Here is a 17,503-nt window from a genome sequence, read left to right on the forward strand (position 1 = left end):
CGGGCTTTATGTTATTTAAAACATCCGATTATCTGGATGTTGATCTTTCACGTTGCTGACCGCTGCGTTGCTGCTGTCCCTGACCGTGGCGTGACTGGCCGTTGCCGTTACCATTACCGTTGGATTTACCACTGCCACCACCATTGCCTTTTGACTGGCGCGGGGATACAAGTCCCTGGCGATTGCGGGAGAAACCTCCTTTCTGATCGCGGGGATGCTGTTTGGGCTTCTGTACTGCGGGGCGCTGTATAGGAGCCGACATGCTGTCTCCATTATGGAAAGGATGCTCTGTTACTACGGGAATTTCGCGTGCAATAAGCTTCAGGATATCTTTCAGGAAAGCTTTTTCTTCACCTTCACAGAAAGATATGGCGAGACCTTTTGCACCTGCGCGGCCTGTACGGCCGATACGGTGTACGTATGTTTCAGGTACGTTCGGTAATTCGTAGTTGATCACGTGCGTCAGCTCGTCGATATCGATACCTCTTGCGGCGATATCTGTAGCTACCAGTACTCTTGTCTGTTGTGACTTGAAGTTGGTCAATGCACGTTGACGGGCATTCTGTGATTTGTTACCGTGAATGGCCTCTGCTGTGATCTCTGCTTTAACCAGATCTTTAACCACCTTATCGGCGCCATGTTTGGTACGTGTGAAAACGAGCGCGGTTTTGATGGATTTATCCTTCAGGATGTGTAACAGCAAATTGCGTTTATCGTTTTTATTCACGAAGTACATGGATTGTGTGATGGTCTCTGCTGTAGAAGATACAGGTGTAACTTCCACTTTAGCTGGATTGCGCAGAATGGCGTTTGCCAGGGTCTGTATTTCCGGAGGCATGGTAGCGGAGAAGAACAAGGTTTGACGTTGTTCAGGCAATTTGATGATAACGCGTTTTACGTCATGTACAAATCCCATATCCAGCATTCTGTCTGCTTCATCCAGGATGAAGTATTTGATATCTCTCAGCGTGATATAATTCTGGCTGATCAGATCAAGCAAACGGCCTGGGGTGGCAATGAGAATATCAACACCTCTTCTCAGTGCTTCTGTTTGCGGATGCTGTGATACGCCACCGAAAATAACAAGGCTTTTCAGGTCAAGGAACCTGCCGTAGGCAGTGAAACTTTCCTGGATCTGTATTGCCAGTTCGCGGGTGGGTGTTAATATGAGCGCTTTAATATTGCGGGGTCCTTTGCGTGAAGCCTGTTGGTCTTCATGCATTAATTGTAACAGGGGTATCGCAAAAGCGGCTGTTTTACCGGTACCGGTCTGGGCGCAACCCAGTAGATCCTTTCTATCAAGTACAAAGGGGATAGCTTGTTGCTGAATGGGCGTCGGAGTAGAATAACCTTCGTGCTCCAAGGCCTTCAGCAAGGGCTCTATGAGCCTTAACTGTTCAAATGACAAAATCTTTAATTTTTGATGATCAATATGGTAAGGCTATCAACAGTGGAACTGGTCCGGTGATGTTGTTGATACTTTACCCGCCTTACTCGCAAACCAACACAATGTTTTGAAGGGTAACTGCAAAAGCAGGTGAGGAAGAGAATAAAAGTGACGCGAAGGTACACTAAATAAATGATATTAGGGTATTTGTTTAATGATAAGTAATTATCTTGCATGCTATGAGCAACGGACCAATAGTATTGATAGAACAGACCAACAGCCGTTACACAATGCATGCGGTGGTGGAACAGGACGAACGGACAGTTTATTTTTATCTTTATCCTGCTGAATTGCAGAGTAAGAAATATCGTATGCGCGCCTGCTGGCTGCGTAATTTAAAGCCGGCGCCGTCCCAACGGGACAGTGCTGCGATGGAAAATGGGGATGCCCCAATGCTGGAAGCACATCTCTGTAATCATCCTGAAGGAAAAGCTCCTTTGAAAGCAGAATTATTATCTATAGTGTGGATGCCTGAAGAAGATGGGGCAGCTGTGCTGTACGACGGAGAAACACTGGGCGTTATACCAGGCTGGAGCCTCTATACCGAAGAACCTGTTGCTTATGCGGCAGATTGTATTCATGCGGACGGCGATGCACTCGTCTTTCCGCTGGGTTTACCAGGTCAGAACGATCAGCATAACCGCGTAGCGGAAGCTGTGCAGTTCAGGCAACAATGGGATAGTACCGAAACGCCACAGTGGCCGGTGATACAGGAGCAATTCATTGCAGCTTACGAACAGCATTTCGGAAAGATGCAACAATATTTTGCGATAGATAATAACCAGTGGCCTCCAATGGCGCTTGGCAAGTTCGAGAAAGATAATGTGGTTTATTTTTTGAGCATGGGAGTGAGCATCCGGCCAATGCCGTGGGTATCCTATCTCTACAATGACAATGCATCGGCGTACAGAAGAATGGAAATTGCCCTTGCTGTAAGCAAGGATGATTACACAGAGGAGGAGATCACCAAAATGGCAGAGGGTATTTCTGCCATGGTAGATATTCCGTGGCGACATATCAGCTGGCTGGGAGAGGGGCATACCATCGGTTCGGGGAAACTGCCCGCGCCTTTTGAAAGCATTGTATTGTCGGCTGCACTGTATAATGGCAATGGTATAGAGTTACCGGAAATGTACGGCGATAAGGTGAACCTTTTCTGGACAAGCCCGGTGACCTTGAGTGAACGTGAATTTGCACATCGCCGGCCGAATGGCGGATATGAATTACTGGAAAAGATGATAGAAGGAGATATCACACATATTGTGAGAAAAAGAAAAGCTATCGTATAATTGTATTTTCAACAATTGTTGAATAAGCATTAAATCCTGGTTGTACACCGGCTAAACATCTGCCGGTTTATTGAGATGCAGAGAAAGACAACGGGAACCTTTACATATGACTACGCATGACTATTAACAGGGTCATAATATGGCCTGCACTGTACAGGGAAATGCGAACAAAAATGTATATCAACAAATTTATGAAACTGGCAGCATCCGTGCTGCTGATTGGCGGAAGCACCATGAGTGCATATTCGCAGGGATTCAAAGATGGCAAGATCTGGCTGAATGAAGATGGAAGTAACTACTTCAAATTCACACTTGCAGCGCAGATCTGGGTCAGGAATACAGACATGAACCCTGGTACTACCATCAACGGGTATGCAAAAGATAATTTTACCGACATTGGTGTAAGAAGGGTAAGGCTTCAGGCCTTCGGACAAATTGCCGACCGTGTATTCATCTATTCACAGTTCGGCATGAATAACTTCAATTATTCTTCCGACAGGAAGGCCGGTTTCTTCGTTCATGATATCGTGGGTGAATATGAAGTAGTAAGAAAACATTTGTCGCTCGGTACAGGTTTAAGCGCCTGGAACGGCCTGACCCGTTTTTCGGCACCTTCTGTCGGTTCGATCATGGGACTTGATGCCCCGCTGTTTGAGCAGAGCACTAACGATGTGACGGATCAGTTCCTGCGTAAACTAAGTGTATATGCTAAAGGTAAGCTAGGCAAACTGGATTATCGTGTGGTGATGAGTAGCCCTATGTCAATTTTGAAATCTAACGGATATGTACCAACTGTCGGTACACATTCCACTTTCTCCGCCAAACCTGCCAAAATGCAATGGCACGGCTACTTCCAATGGCAGTTCCTTGACCAGGAAGCCAATACGACAGCCTATACTACCGGTACTTATCTCGGCACAAAGCGGGTATTTAATATCGGAGCGGGTTTCCAGTTCCAGCCTGATGCGATGTGGCGCGCCGGTACAAACGGAGATACTGTGGAATCTAATCTGCAACATTTCGCTGTAGACGCCTACTATGATGCGCCTATCAATGCAGAGACAGGTACAGCCCTGAGTGCATATGCGTCTTATATCAATTTTAACTGGGGCAGAGGTTATATCCGTAACCAGGCTACTATGAATCCCGGTACCGGTACTAACAGACCCGATATCCTGAACGGTAGCGGTAATGGTTATCCTTCTTTCGGAACGGGCAATCTGCTGTATGGCCAGGTAGGTTATAAGTTCAAAAATAACCTCATCGGTAAATCCACCCTGATGCCTTACGCGAGTTTGCAGTACGCGCATTATGATAGACTGAAGGATAATATGGCCTTCTGGGATGGAGGTCTCGTCTGGCTGCTGAAAGGGCAGACTTCTAAAGTGACCTTCGCCTATCAGAGCAGGCCTGTTTATCAGATAGATGCAGCTACGCAGGATGCTTTCAAAACAGATCATAAAGGAAGTTTCATCCTGCAGTATCAGGTGTATCTGAACTAAAATCAAAATATTACAAGTAAGAATAACCCGGCTAAACAGGCTGGGTTATTTCTTTTTACAGAGTTATCAAAGTATGCTACCGGTTCAATTGTCTTAGGGGTAATATTCAGGCTTACGCTATGCCGATAAGGTAATTACTGCTGTTTACCGGTAATCAAGACCGGAAGTATAGCAGTAATGCGGATGTTTGCCTGAATGATGTTTTATATCGACAGTGAGCCAGATCAATCAGCCAAAATACCAGTTGAAAATACGGGATTGTAGGCATTCAGGCGGGGTTTCAGGAGCCCCGCCTTTTTTTTGTAATTTTGCCGTTTCAATTTAAGACGTGGCCGGTTTATCATCTGAAGATGCCCTTTATTGGGACGCATGATAAATTAGCTACTTATCTGATTTACAAATAATAAGCTTTGGTAAAGATTGATAATATCGTGCTACCTGACTTTCCGTTGCTGCTGGCGCCGATGGAAGATGTGAGCGATCCGCCTTTCCGGGTGGTGTGCAGGGAGAATGGGGCCGATCTGATGTATACGGAGTTCATCTCCAGTGAGGGTTTGGTTAAGGATACGGATAAATGCCGCCGCAAACTAGCCATTTTTGACGAGGAACGCCCTGTGGGGGTACAGATATTCGGGGGAGACGAAGGAAAGCTCTCTATGGCCGCCAAAATAGTGGATATGACGCAGCCCGACCTGCTGGATATAAACTTTGGTTGTCCGATCAAAGGTATCGTGAGCAAGGGAGCCGGTTCAGGAGTATTGAAAGATATTGATCTGATGGTCCGGCTGACTGCTGCCTGTGTAAAGGCTACCCAATTGCCTGTAACTGTCAAGACCCGCCTGGGTTGGGACGAGGATACAAAGAACATTGAAGAAGTGGCGGAACGCCTGCAGGATACCGGCATCAAAGCGCTGGCTATTCACGGCCGTACCCGCACCCAGATGTATAAAGGCGAAGCTAACTGGGAACTGATCGCTAAAGTGAAGAATAATCCCCGCATTCATATACCGGTCTTTGGTAACGGAGATATTGATAGTCCGCAGAAAGCCCTGGAATATAAGAACCGCTATGGTGTGGATGGCATTATGATCGGCAGGGCGGCTATCGGTTATCCCTGGATCTTCCGGGAGGTAAAACATTACCTGCAAACCGGCGGGATATTACCTGCTCCTACACTGGAGGAACGTATCAATGTATGCAAACGTCAGCTGGAAAAATCTATACAGTGGAAAGGAGAGATAGCTGGGATCTACAGTATGCGTAAACACTATTTCAGTTATCTGAAAGGATTACCCAATTTTAAAGAATTCAGGGCCAGGCTCGTAACTCCTACTGATCCGCTCGAAATAATGACCGTCCTGGATGAGATCGGAGAGGTCTATACCGGGTTCGAATTTGATCAAATTCCTATTAAATTGATCAATTACCACGAGAATTGTGCGCTTTAAGTACCTCTGAATTTTTGGGAGATGCGTCGTATATGCGTCGTATATGCGTCGTATATGCGTCGTGTATGCGTCGTGTATGAAGTATGTTATTAGTTATCCAGGGCTTCAAAACCAACAGAAAGCTCCCAGGATAAAAGAAAATTCTTATAAATAGTTGGTTGTCAGTCTGTTTTTGGTTTTTCAAATTGCTTTAATCCTTGCAACAATTCACGGTTAATTAAAAAATATTTTAATTTATATTGAATTTATCTATAACTTTGCCCCTGTTTATAAACGACGTATTTCAGCGTAAAGCGCCCTAAAGATCCTACATACCTTACCCCGGCTAAGACTACAGTATCATCAGGCTCCTTGCGGAACTGGAACCGACAACAGAGAGTACTCCTGTTTAAACTAAATTTTATTACCTAAAAACAAATTGACATGGCCTATATAATGGTCGATGTGGAAAGCGATGGGCCTATTCCCGGAGATTATTCAATGATCTCATTTGGCGCTATTAAAGTAGATAGCGCCCTTGATAAGACTTTCTACGGCAAACTAAAACCCATATCCGAACGGTTTATCCCCGAAGCGTTAGCCGTATCCGGACATTCCAGACAGGAAACGCTCACTTTCAACGATCCGCGTAAAGTAATGGCTGATTTTAAAAGATGGATCGGAGATGTTTGTACGGACAGACCGATATTCATCAGTGACAATAACGGCTTTGACTGGATGTTCATTTGCTGGTACTTTCATCATTTCCTGGGCGAAAATCCCTTCGGGTTCAGCTCTCAGAACCTGGGTAGCGTCTATAAAGGAATGGAGATGGATATGTTCAAAACGTTCAAACATTTGCGTCGTTCTGCGCATACCCATCATCCTGTGGATGACGCCAGGGGCAATGCGGAAGCGCTGCTGACTATGAAACAAAAAATGGGTTTGAAACTGAAGCTCTAGTTTTTACTTTTACATCAGGTAGGGCTGACTGCTGTATGTGCGATATGAATGTCACATGCATGCAGTCTTTTTTATTTAACAATTATTTCATGCAACTGGTAGTAGGATAATATTTTAAATTGAGTACCTCGCAGAAAAATTAAGAAGATGGGTATAACGAGAGCATGCCTGCTGACAGGTATTTTAATGGCAGGTAGTCTGGCAGCTGCTGCACAGAAAGCGGAAGAACCTGCAGTATCGGTGATCCGCGGTCCATATCTGCAGGCAGCGTCAGATCACAGTATGACTATCCGCTGGCGTACGAATACTGCTAACAGGAGCAGGGTGCGGTACGGGACCACAAAAGACAGCACGCTCCTTATTGTCAATGATTCTACATTGGCTACGGAGCATATTGTAAAACTGGAAGGATTACAGCCACATACCCGTTACTATTATAAAATTGGCGACTTTACCAGCATATTGCAGGGCGACAGCGCTAATTACTTTTACACCTTACCACCACAGGGACAAGATGGAATGTACCGCATTGGTGTATTTGGCGACTGTGGGAACAACTCCGTGAACCAGCGTAATGTGAAAAAATCTGTTCTGAATTACCTGGGCGAAAACTATATGGACGCCTGGATACTGCTGGGCGATAACGCTTATACAAGTGGTACGGATGCTGAGTTTCAGACAAAGTTCTTCAACGTATATAAAGACGATCTGTTAAAAAAATATCCGATGTTCCCGGCTCCGGGCAATCACGATTATAATGACAGGGACTTTCCGGGTGCAGCTGCACAGGCACAACGTACACACCAGACAGCGTACTATCAGAACTTCTCAATGCCTACACACGGTGAGTCTGGTGGACTGGCATCCAATACACAGGCATTCTATTCTTTTGATATTGGAAACGTCCATTTCCTATCACTTGATTCCTACGGAAAGGAAGATCAGCAGTACCGTCTGTATGATACTACCGGCCCGCAGGTACAATGGATAAAACGTGACCTGGAGGCAAATAAGAACAAACAGTGGGTAGTAGCATACTGGCATCATCCTCCCTACACAATGGGTTCGCATAATTCCGATCATGAAATGGAACTGGTGCATATCCGCGAGAATTTCATCCGTATACTGGAACGATATGGTGTAGACATGGCACTGTGTGGTCATAGTCATGATTATGAACGCACCCGTCTTATAAAAGGGCACTATGGAATGGAGGCTACTTTTGATGCAACGCAGCATAACTTGAGCCAGTCTTCCGGTTTGTATGACGGAAGTGATAACTCCTGCCCTTATGTAAAAGACAGTGCCAACCAGGGAACTGTATATGTACTCAGTGGTTCGGCAGGTCAGCTGGGCGGAATGCAACCCGGTTATCCGCATGACGCGATGCAGTATGCAAACGCAAAAGATGGCGGTGCTGCGATGCTGGAAGTGCAGGGCAACCGCCTTGACCTCAAATGGATCTGTGCAGACGGAGTGATCAGAGATCATTTTACACTGATGAAAGAAGTGAATAAAAACACCGTGCTTCGTGTGAAAGCAAAAAGCAAGGTGACATTGACCGCATCATTTACAGGTAACTATAAGTGGAGCGAAAAGGGGCAGCAGACGAAAAGTATTACTGTAGTAGCCCGTTCAGGTAAAACAGAATATACTGTGCAGGATAAGGAAGGCTGCCTGAAAGATACATTTACGATCATCACTACAAAATAAAATATATGAGTTGGAGAATGGTGTTCCCCGGTATTTGTGTATTGCTGCTGACCGCTGTAATAATTACATCACAAGGGGAACGCCATGTACCCATCTCTGATGGAGTAGTAGCTTACTTCAAACGGCAACAGCCTGGTTTTGCGGAAAAGACTTTTGTATTGCAACAGCGTATTGCGCAGCTGAAGCCAGGTGATACGGCGTCATTATCGGCCGCAAAGCAGGCATTGTGGGAGTGCAGGACAGGTTATAAGTCCATCGCCTTCTTCCTGGAATATTTCTTCGCCAGTGAGGCCTACGTTTTTAATGCGCCACCCAAATATGAAATAGAAGAACCCTATATCGAATACAACGAACCTGCAGGCTTACAACAGATCGAAGCCTTGTTGTACGACCCACAGGTATATCAGCGCAAACAGGAATTGGAAGCTCAGGCAACTATCCTGGTGCAGACCGCGGAGGACCTGAATTCATTGCTCTACCAGTTTTCGGCAACCGCACCGCAGGTGCTGGAAAGCATACAACAGGAGCTGGTACGGATAATGACCTTGTATATTACCGGATATGACGCGCCCTCGCTGAAAAGCGGCATAGCAGAGGCGGCCGCTGCGATGAAAGCGATAGATACTATCCTGATGCCCTATCAGGACCTCGATAAAAAAGACAGTATCAGATATTACTTACAACAAAGTATCGGGATGCTGACAACACATCCGGACTTTGACTCTTTCGACCGGCTTTCTTTCCTCGTAGACAAAGCGCTGCCTTTACAACGGTTATTACTGAACAGTAATCATGATCTGTTTAGTCCCACAGCGATAAACAAGGATGTTTTCCCGCATAGCAATATACAAGGCGATACTGCACTCGGCAGACGGCTATTCTTCGAAAAAGCATTATCAGGAAATGCCACCCGTAGTTGCGCTACATGTCACCAGCCGGGACGTTACTTTACCGATGGTCTGACACGGAACCGGAATCTAAACGGAGAAGGTGAATTGCCAAGGAATACTCCGGGACTATTATACGCCTGCTACCAGTATTCACAGTTCTGGGACGGAAGGGTACAAAGCCTCGAAGAGCAGGTAAAAACGGTGATGCATAGTTCACGGGAAATGGATGCAAACGATGATACCGTGATATACAGATTGCGGAGGATGACAACTTACGCCGGTATTACCCTGCCACAGATACAGGCATCGCTGGCGGCATATCTGCGTACGCTGACGCCTTTCAACTCACCTTTTGATCATTACATTGCCGGCAATAAGAAAGCATTGACAGGCGAGCAGCAGCAGGGAGGAAACCTCTTTATGGGAAAAGGACAATGTGCAACCTGTCATTTCGCACCATTGTTCAATGGTTTAATACCTCCACTTTATAACAGAACTGAATTTGAAGTGCTGGGCACACCTTCCAATGATGATCTTGCACATCCTGTGCCAGATGAGGACAGCGGCAGGCTGGCATTTTTTCCTATAGATTTTTATAAGGCGGCATTCAAAACACCGACAGTACGTAACGCCGCTGTGACAGCGCCTTACATGCATAATGGTGCTTTCAGAAACATGGAGCAGGTAGTTGATTTTTATGATAAAGGAGGAGGGAATGGTATCGGATTATCTGTATTAAACCAAACATTATCTCCAATACCGCTTCAGCTTACACCAAAAGAAAAGAAAGCGCTGATCGCTTTTATGAATGCATTAACTGATAAGGAACCCACCACAAATTAAGCGCTTCAGGTAAGCGTGATAACAGCTATTTTATAGTAGCAGCTAAACAGTGCTAAATCTGTACAGATAAGGCCTTTCAGGTGATGTAAATGGCTGTGGAGCCTACTTGTTAAAGTAGATTTATGTGCGTATAAATACGTAATACATTTTTCAGTGAATGTACGGTAGCCATCTTCAAATGTATGCCAGCAGATAATTCCCACGAGCGAACAATGTTAGGTGATCCTATACTTACACATGCTGTAGATAACAACAGGGTAGCAGCTTTTTGGAAAATTCCTACCTTTAAAGGATGAGTGAGGTTTTGCGGTCTTATATTGAAACTTATGCTTCAACTACTTTAACCGATACCGAGTTTGAGTTAGTGATGGATGCATTTACATTTAAGCGTTTAAGGCGAAAGCAATATCTGTTGCAGGAGGGAGATGTATGTAAGTATTATGGCTTTATTCTGAAGGGCGCTATGCGGCAATACAGTGTGGATTTAAAAGGGACGGAATATGTGATCCATCTGGGATTGGAAGAATCATGGATAGGAGACCGCGAAAGTTTTTTTATGTTGACCCCGAGTCGTTATAACATTGATGCCTGGGAGGATACTGATCTGCTACTGATTACGAATGAAGATTTCCAGCGTTTACTGGATACTATACCTGCAGTTGTAACAATGATGCGGGTAATTGATCAGCGTTATTACATAACTACACAACGTCGTTTACATAGCAGTATTGCTTATACTGCACGAGAGCGATATGAAGAGCTGGTGAATACCCAGCCGGAATTGATACAGCGTTTTCCTCAACAAATGATTGCTTCTTACCTGGGTATTTCTCCTGAGACTTTAAGCCGTATCCGCAGGCAAAGTATTGAGAAATGATGATATGAATATCAGCTAAAGACATAGTGTCATTAACAGTGATAACATATGACCATTTCTCAAATACAGATTGTGAAAGACGCCTTCCGGCGGATAAAACCTGAGTAATTTAATACCCCTTTTGTTGCCGATCATTCTGTATGTTGGCGGCCATTTCATTTTGTTGGCTTGCATCAGCACAATGAGCCTTGATGGCGGCTAGATAACGCTTTGCTTTGTCAGCATAGAGATAGGCTTGAAAGGTTGGTTCGTATCGGGCAGCATAGGAAAGCTCCAACAGTGCTTTGTAGGAATGACCAATACCCTGGCAATTACTAAATACAAGTTTTGTCATCACTGCGTGCTTATTTTCCTTGCTTTTTATCAGGTCGCGATACATTCCGATATCATTTACTGTTTTTGCTTCTCCTCTGAATTTATGCCTCAAAGGAAAGATCACGGCGCTGACATGATGGAGGGCTGCATAAAATGAAGTAGTAATTACCCAATCGAGATAAAGATTGCTGCTGTCCAGGTAATCACAGGCATGCTCATTGTGGAGAGCATGCAGGTAGTGCTGTTTTTTTTGTATCAGGCTCATAAAAGATAGAAAAGCCATCACTATCCAAATAGGACAGATCAGAGCCTTTGGATTTGGGAAACAAATGAATGTAAATTGAAAATGTATCACTTTCGTGTGTTCGTTCTAAGTCGTAAGCGGCATTGTGCGCATCTTCCAGAAATCTGGAAAGGTAAAATACGTCCGTTACGACAAAGGCGAGCTCAAAAGAAGAAAAAGAATTGATACGCAGCTTGATGTCCGGTTCAGTACGTAGATCGGTGAAAAACGTCCGGAACTCTTCTGCAATTTTGGTAGCTAAAACCACATTGGCCGTGAGCATATCACTTAACAGCTGTTGTTGAACTGTCTGACCGGTTTCCTTTTCAACTTCATGAGCGGATAACAATTCTCCGGATATGGAATGATCATCTGACCTTTTCCAGTTTTCAGGAAGAACAATGACGGGCCGCCAAAAGTGATAGGCCTCTAGTATTGACCTATGCATAACATGTGCTGGCAAACGAATGGAACTCATAACTAAATAATGATTGGATAACACAATATTACTGAACGTTTTCTTTTATTTAGTTAATGAGAGGTTAATAAAAAAAAGAATACATAAATCTGCAAATATTACATTTCACCCATAACCTTCCTTATGCCGATATCCTTCACATCCTGATCCTCCTCAAATAAATAACCGCATTCCTTACATTTTAAATATATCTTATTTTATAACACTTTGAAAGATTAACATTTAAGCCTAAATTGCCTCCCATTATTATTTTAAATAATAGTATCAGTAACAAACATCATCTTAACCAAGCAATCGAATAATTCCAGCCCTCTGATTTAGAGGCTGTTAATATTCATCCGTAACAGTATAGTAAATAACAAAAGATCTATGAACAGTTTTTCCTGGAAGAAGATCATCCCGCACGTAATTGCAATTTCCATCTTTTTGATTGTTGCACTGGTCTATTGTAGCCCGGCCCTGGAAGGCAAGGTATTACAGCAGACCGATATCGTGCATTGGAAAGGGATGGCGCAGGATGCTTTTAATTATAAGACAGCGCACGGACATTTCCCTTTGTGGAATACCCATCTGTTCAGTGGTATGCCTAACTACCAGGTGACGATGGATACAAAGACCTTCCTGCCTGATTTTGGCCGTATTATGCAGTTATATCTGCCTAAACCTGCCGGCTACTTCTTTCTGGCCTGTTTATGCTTCTATATCCTGGGAATGGCGTACAGCGTTAATGTGATAGCTGCCATATTGGGGAGTCTCGGATTCGCCTATGCTACTTATGATCCTATTATCATTTCTGTGGGGCATGAGACTAAAATGCTCGCTATTGCTTATATGCCGGGATTGTTAGCGGGGCTGGTGTTACTCTACAGGAAGAAGTACGTTCTGGGGCTTGCTGTTTCAGCATTGTTTGCCACAATGGAAATAGGTTCAGGCCACCCGCAGGTAACCTATTACCTGCTCATTACCCTGGGTATTATGACCGTAGGGGATATCGTTATGTGGGTGATGCAGAAAGAGTTCAAACATATGATCATCGCATTAGGCCTGGCATTGATCGCCGGACTGATTGGGTTTGGTAATAACTCACAGAGCCTGCTGACCACCTACGAGTATTCAAAATACACAATGCGTGGCGGTAAAACGGTAGACCTTTCTGAAGATGGTAAACTGACACAGACGAAGACCGAAGGACTGGACGAAAGTTATGCGTTCTCCTACAGCCTGGGTATGAGCGAGACTTTTGTACTGATGATGCCGAATGCATTCGGCGGTGGTTCCGGTGAGCACCTGGGGCCTGATTCAAAAGTGGTTTCAGCGCTTGCTAAACAGAATATTCCCGAGGCTCAGGGAAGCCAGGTAGCAGCCAGCTTACCTAAATACTGGGGTGGCGTTGCTCCTTTCACAGCCGGTCCTCCCTACAGCGGAGCACTGATATGTTTCCTCGCTGTTATCGGCTTTGTGGTCCTGGCGGGAAATGGCAATACCAATATTGCCGGTAACGTAACCCGCTGGTGGATCTTAGCTGCAACAGTGCTGATGATCTTCATCGCATGGGGTAGCTATTTCTCAGGATTTAATAAGATACTTTTCGATCATTTACCACTTTACAATAAGTTCAGGGCCCCTTCCATGGCGCTGATCATCCCTCAGTTATTACTGCCATTGCTGGCGGTACTGGCACTCGACAGGATCTTCTTTGCAGTGGATTCAAAAGAATTCCTGCAGAAGAACTTCAAAAACATCGTGTATGTAAGCGGTGGTGTGATCGTACTGGCCGGACTTGTATACGTCTTTAACGATTATAGAGGCAGTTACGATACGCAGATCCTGGATGGCTTCACACAACAGGCAAACTCCACGGTGGCTAATAGCATCCTGGAAGGGATGATGGCCGACAGGAAGGCGATGTTCGCAGCTGGTATCGGCCATATTTTATGGATATGGGTACTGATCATCATCGGTCTGTATTGCTTTATGAAGAATATTGCAAAGCCGGTAGTGATCCTCGGTGTTTTCATATTCGTAAACACGGCGGACCTGCTTGCAGTTGCCAAAAAATATCTCAATAGCGAAAACTACCAGGATGAGTCAAGCTATCAGGCAGGTAATTTCGCACCCACTCCCGCTGATCAGCAGATCCTGCAGGATACGGACCCGCATTACAGGGTACTGAACCTGTCTACCGGCGATCCTTTCAATGATGCCATCACTTCATACTATCACCGTTCAGTAGGAGGGTACCATGCCGCTAAACTACGTATGTACCAGGATATCATTGAAAACCAGTTCGCAAAGCAGGGTGCGGGTCTGAACATGGGATTATTGAATATGCTGGATACACGTTATGTGATCACCCGTTCACAGGACCAGCAACAACCAATGCCGGTAGTACAGCGTAACCCGGATGCATTAGGCGCTGCCTGGTTCATCAAAAATATCCAGTACGTAAACGGGCCTATTGAAGCTATTAAAGCACTGGACCACCTGAATCCGAAAGATACGGTGATCATGGACAATGCATTCAAGGCGACCATTACAAATCAGCCGGCATTTGATTCTGCGGCTACGATCAAACTGGTAAGCTATGAGAATGATGCGATTAAGTACGCTACAAGCGCCAAAAGCAACCAGTTCGCCGTATTGAGTGAGGTGTATTATCCGGAAGGCTGGAATGCCTATATAGATGGCAAGGAAACAGCTTATGCGAATGTAAACTACATCCTGCGTGGTATTTCCGTACCAGCAGGTGAACATACGATCGAATTCAAATTTGAACCTGCGTCTTACTATACCGGCCAGAAACTGGTATACGTCGCCAATATACTGTTGTGGTTAACAATCGCAGGTAGCATCTTTGTTCTGTGGAAACAGAGCAGAGCTACAAAGGCATAAACAGCAATTATTTATAAAAAGAAGGGCATTCGCAATAGCAGCGAATGCCTTTTTTTATGCGCGTATGATCAAGTGTAGATAGTATTATATGAAGATTATTGTATATTTGTGCTTCATTAAGCACGGAAGCCAATAATTGATTTTCCCTTAAATGGTTTAACCTGGGAAATTGATCAGAATACAGAATATATACCTAAACCTATGAAAAAACTCCTATTAAGTACCCTGGTGCTGACTGTATTGTTCGTTGCCTGTAAAAAGGACCCGGCACCGCCTACGCTAAAGGTTTTCGGAAGCATGAAGACCGACCCCAACGGACAATATCAATACCTCAACCTTCTTGGGTACAATGCCATTAACAAGCCGAACGGATTTAGTGTCTCTGAAATTGAGGCAGGCAAGTTATTCTCTATTTATGGTGAAGCTAAATATGAAAATGAACGGTTGACGCAACTTGATACCGGAGTAGCCACTACCGGAACGAGTGTAAAATATATGTACAAATATGACAACAACGATTCAAGTAAAGTGGTGAAGGTCATTTTCTTTACTATTGTACCTGTCAGATATGATAGTCTTGTTTACGACAATGACAACCGGTTGAGAGCAATATATTGCAGGAACCAAACCTATGGACTGGAATATCCCTTTGGGATCTATAAAAAAGACACCCTTATATGGGATGCTAACGGAAATATCACAAAGACCTATTCTTTCTCGGTGCTCAATGGGAAGGAAGGTAAGGATACTATTATAACGTCTTATACATATGACGATAGAAAAAGCTTCCTGGGCACACCGAAGGAACTTTTCTTATTAAATTATGAAAGAGGCATTTCTTATTTGTCTGCCAATAATGTGCTCACACAATCTACAAGATATGTTGCTAACGATTCTGTGATCACAACTACAAATGTCTACACTTATGATCGCGAAAATGATCCTGCTACGGTAAAAGTGAACAAAAGATTTACAAAAGCAGGAACGGAGTTGCATAATGAAACAACAGATTTTACGATTAACTACGAGAGATTAATAATAGTAGAGGAAGAATAAAGTAAGTAAGGGCGTTTTCATAAAGACGCCCTTACTTATATTTTCATCAGTTAATCCAGCTTAGTATACTTACCACTCAAAGACCGTTTACATATATCTAACAGGGCTTTATTTTCTACCCGCTTGCCCGATAAACTGGTATGAAACGCAGTAGAAATACAATGATGCAGAAACCCGGCGGTTATCTGTATATCCCAACCTGCACAGGCAGCTGCCAGGTAATTCCTCGGATCTCCCAGTCCATATTCATGTCCTATTCTGTCCGGATGTTGGTTGATATCCCAACAGGCCCTGATAATATCTTTGCAATCATCTTTATCAGGTACCATCCTGTCTGTGCTCAAGGCCATTAATGCGCCTGTTGCTACTGACAGGCCACCGGCAATAAGCAGCTGTAATACCGGCTTACCATCATTCAGCGATGTTCTTGTTAACTGCACATATGCCCTGGCCGCAAAGATGGTGATGGTATCATGAGGCAGGTTCCGTTGTACAATTGTTTCAATGTCTGTAAAAGCAGGTTTGTAATTGAGTTTGCCTATGGCTTTGATCATCTCAACCTGCGTTTCCCAGGTCCTTTTATCATTTTTTTCTTTTGTGTAGGCAGTGAACAGGGGTTCTGAAAGGCTGGTGATCTGCTCTTTTCCAATATGTTTTGCGGCGCTTCGCCTGTCGGCAGATCGCTTGGAGAATAGCCGCTCTCTTAGTTCTTCGGGTATCATAGTATAGGGTTAATTTAAACAATGTTACCATGCTTCCGGCGGAAATCCAAATAGGTGAGTAGGCGGAATGAGTATATTTGCAGCACATAATTGAAAACCAGGTCACAATGGCGCCATTTAATTTTTCAGACAATGTCAGATTGGAAGATGAGCGGGTACTACTACGCCCCCTCATATTAGCTGATGATGAATATCTTATTCCGTTTGCGCAAACGGAACCGGAGCTCTGGAAATACTCTTCTGTACCGCCTGATACTCCCGGTGGCATGCGCGAATATATCCGGGCTGCTGTGGAAGCCAGGAATGCCGGGAAGGAATATCCGTTTATTGTATTCGATAAACAGCAGCAACAATACGCAGGTAGTACGCGCTTTTATGATATTCAGTTGTCCAACAAAATGTTACAACTGGGGTATACCTGGTATGGCAAATCATTTCAAGGTACAGGACTGAACAAACATTGTAAGTACCTGCTGTTACAATATGCTTTTGAACGTATGCAGATGGAACGTGTGGAATTCAGGGCTGCGCATACGAATGAAAGAAGTATTGCGGCGATGAAGAGCATTGGTTGTACTATTGAAGGTATCCTGCGGAATTGTGCGGCTAATGCAGATGGTACCCGCAAAAGCAGCATCATTCTTAGCATACTGAAAGAGGAATGGTTTGAAACTGTCAAAGAGAAACTTCGTAAGAAATTATGATAAGAACGGTTTTGATAGGTGAATTATCATAGGAAATTTGACGACCTTTATAAAGCAAATATGATATTGTCATCAGGAATGTAACCTTGATACCTTGTTAAT

Annotated in this window: 14 protein-coding genes; 10 read left to right on the top strand and 4 right to left on the bottom strand. The window is 44.3% G+C overall.

All coding sequences use genetic code 11. The features are described 5' to 3' along the window. Positions 1 to 28: 28 nt before the first annotated feature. Complete coding sequence (locus tag C7475_RS14655; RefSeq protein WP_110054143.1) at positions 29 to 1,408, bottom strand: DEAD/DEAH box helicase; 1,380 nt, start codon at positions 1,406 to 1,408, stop codon at positions 29 to 31. 218 nt (positions 1,409 to 1,626) lie between these two features. On the opposite strand from C7475_RS14655, the gene C7475_RS14660 reads away from it, so the two are divergent. The 7 genes from C7475_RS14660 to C7475_RS14690 all read left to right on the top strand — a co-directional run bounded on the left by C7475_RS14660 (position 1,627) and on the right by C7475_RS14690 (position 10,951). Continuing rightward, positions 1,627 to 2,736, top strand: a complete 1,110-nt coding sequence (locus C7475_RS14660) for a suppressor of fused domain protein (RefSeq protein ID WP_110054144.1) — start codon at positions 1,627 to 1,629, stop codon at positions 2,734 to 2,736. Positions 2,737 to 2,927: 191 nt separating this feature from the next. Further along, positions 2,928 to 4,238, top strand: a complete 1,311-nt coding sequence (locus C7475_RS14665) for a hypothetical protein (RefSeq protein WP_233259863.1) — start codon at positions 2,928 to 2,930, stop codon at positions 4,236 to 4,238. 410 nt (positions 4,239 to 4,648) lie between these two features. Further along, positions 4,649 to 5,686: a tRNA dihydrouridine synthase DusB gene (gene dusB, locus C7475_RS14670; RefSeq protein WP_110054146.1), complete on the top strand. Its 1,038-nt coding sequence runs from the start codon at positions 4,649 to 4,651 to the stop codon at positions 5,684 to 5,686. 423 nt (positions 5,687 to 6,109) lie between these two features. Beyond that, complete coding sequence (locus C7475_RS14675) at positions 6,110 to 6,628, top strand: 3'-5' exoribonuclease (protein ID WP_110054147.1); 519 nt, start codon at positions 6,110 to 6,112, stop codon at positions 6,626 to 6,628. Between the two features lie 147 nt (positions 6,629 to 6,775). Next, positions 6,776 to 8,341, top strand: a complete 1,566-nt coding sequence (locus C7475_RS14680; protein ID WP_110054148.1) for a metallophosphoesterase family protein — start codon at positions 6,776 to 6,778, stop codon at positions 8,339 to 8,341. 5 nt (positions 8,342 to 8,346) lie between these two features. Continuing rightward, positions 8,347 to 10,074, top strand: coding sequence for a cytochrome-c peroxidase (locus C7475_RS14685; RefSeq protein WP_199236236.1), 1,728 nt, complete (start codon positions 8,347 to 8,349; stop codon positions 10,072 to 10,074). A 292-nt stretch (positions 10,075 to 10,366) separates the two neighbouring features. After that, complete coding sequence (locus C7475_RS14690; RefSeq protein ID WP_110054149.1) at positions 10,367 to 10,951, top strand: Crp/Fnr family transcriptional regulator; 585 nt, start codon at positions 10,367 to 10,369, stop codon at positions 10,949 to 10,951. Between the two features lie 109 nt (positions 10,952 to 11,060). Here the strand turns inward: C7475_RS14690 and C7475_RS14695 are convergent, their stop codons facing one another. Next, complete coding sequence (locus C7475_RS14695) at positions 11,061 to 11,531, bottom strand: hypothetical protein (RefSeq protein ID WP_146217555.1); 471 nt, start codon at positions 11,529 to 11,531, stop codon at positions 11,061 to 11,063. Further along, on the bottom strand, positions 11,482 to 12,027 hold the full coding sequence (locus tag C7475_RS14700) for a hypothetical protein (protein WP_146217556.1): 546 nt from the start codon (positions 12,025 to 12,027) through the stop codon (positions 11,482 to 11,484). Before C7475_RS14700 ends, C7475_RS14695 begins: the two co-directional genes overlap by 50 nt. A 369-nt stretch (positions 12,028 to 12,396) precedes the next feature. Between C7475_RS14700 and C7475_RS14705 the strand changes: the two genes are divergently transcribed. Beyond that, positions 12,397 to 14,919 carry a YfhO family protein gene (locus C7475_RS14705; RefSeq protein WP_110054152.1) on the top strand — a complete coding sequence of 841 codons (2,523 nt, stop codon included), beginning with the start codon at positions 12,397 to 12,399 and terminating at the stop codon, positions 14,917 to 14,919. A gap of 201 nt (positions 14,920 to 15,120) precedes the next feature. Next, a complete protein-coding gene (locus C7475_RS14710; protein ID WP_110054153.1) occupies positions 15,121 to 15,975 on the top strand; it encodes a hypothetical protein in 855 nt (284 codons plus the stop codon). 50 nt (positions 15,976 to 16,025) lie between these two features. On the opposite strand, the gene C7475_RS14715 is transcribed toward C7475_RS14710, so the two are convergent. Then, positions 16,026 to 16,697, bottom strand: a complete 672-nt coding sequence (locus tag C7475_RS14715) for a hypothetical protein (protein WP_110054154.1) — start codon at positions 16,695 to 16,697, stop codon at positions 16,026 to 16,028. 107 nt (positions 16,698 to 16,804) lie between these two features. Between C7475_RS14715 and C7475_RS14720 the strand changes: the two genes are divergently transcribed. Then, complete coding sequence (locus C7475_RS14720; RefSeq protein WP_110054155.1) at positions 16,805 to 17,401, top strand: GNAT family N-acetyltransferase; 597 nt, start codon at positions 16,805 to 16,807, stop codon at positions 17,399 to 17,401. Positions 17,402 to 17,503: the final 102 nt, after the last annotated feature.

The sequence above is a fragment of the Chitinophaga sp. S165 genome (assembly GCF_003182155.1).
In the GTDB taxonomy this organism is placed as follows: Bacteria; Bacteroidota; Bacteroidia; order Chitinophagales; family Chitinophagaceae; genus Chitinophaga.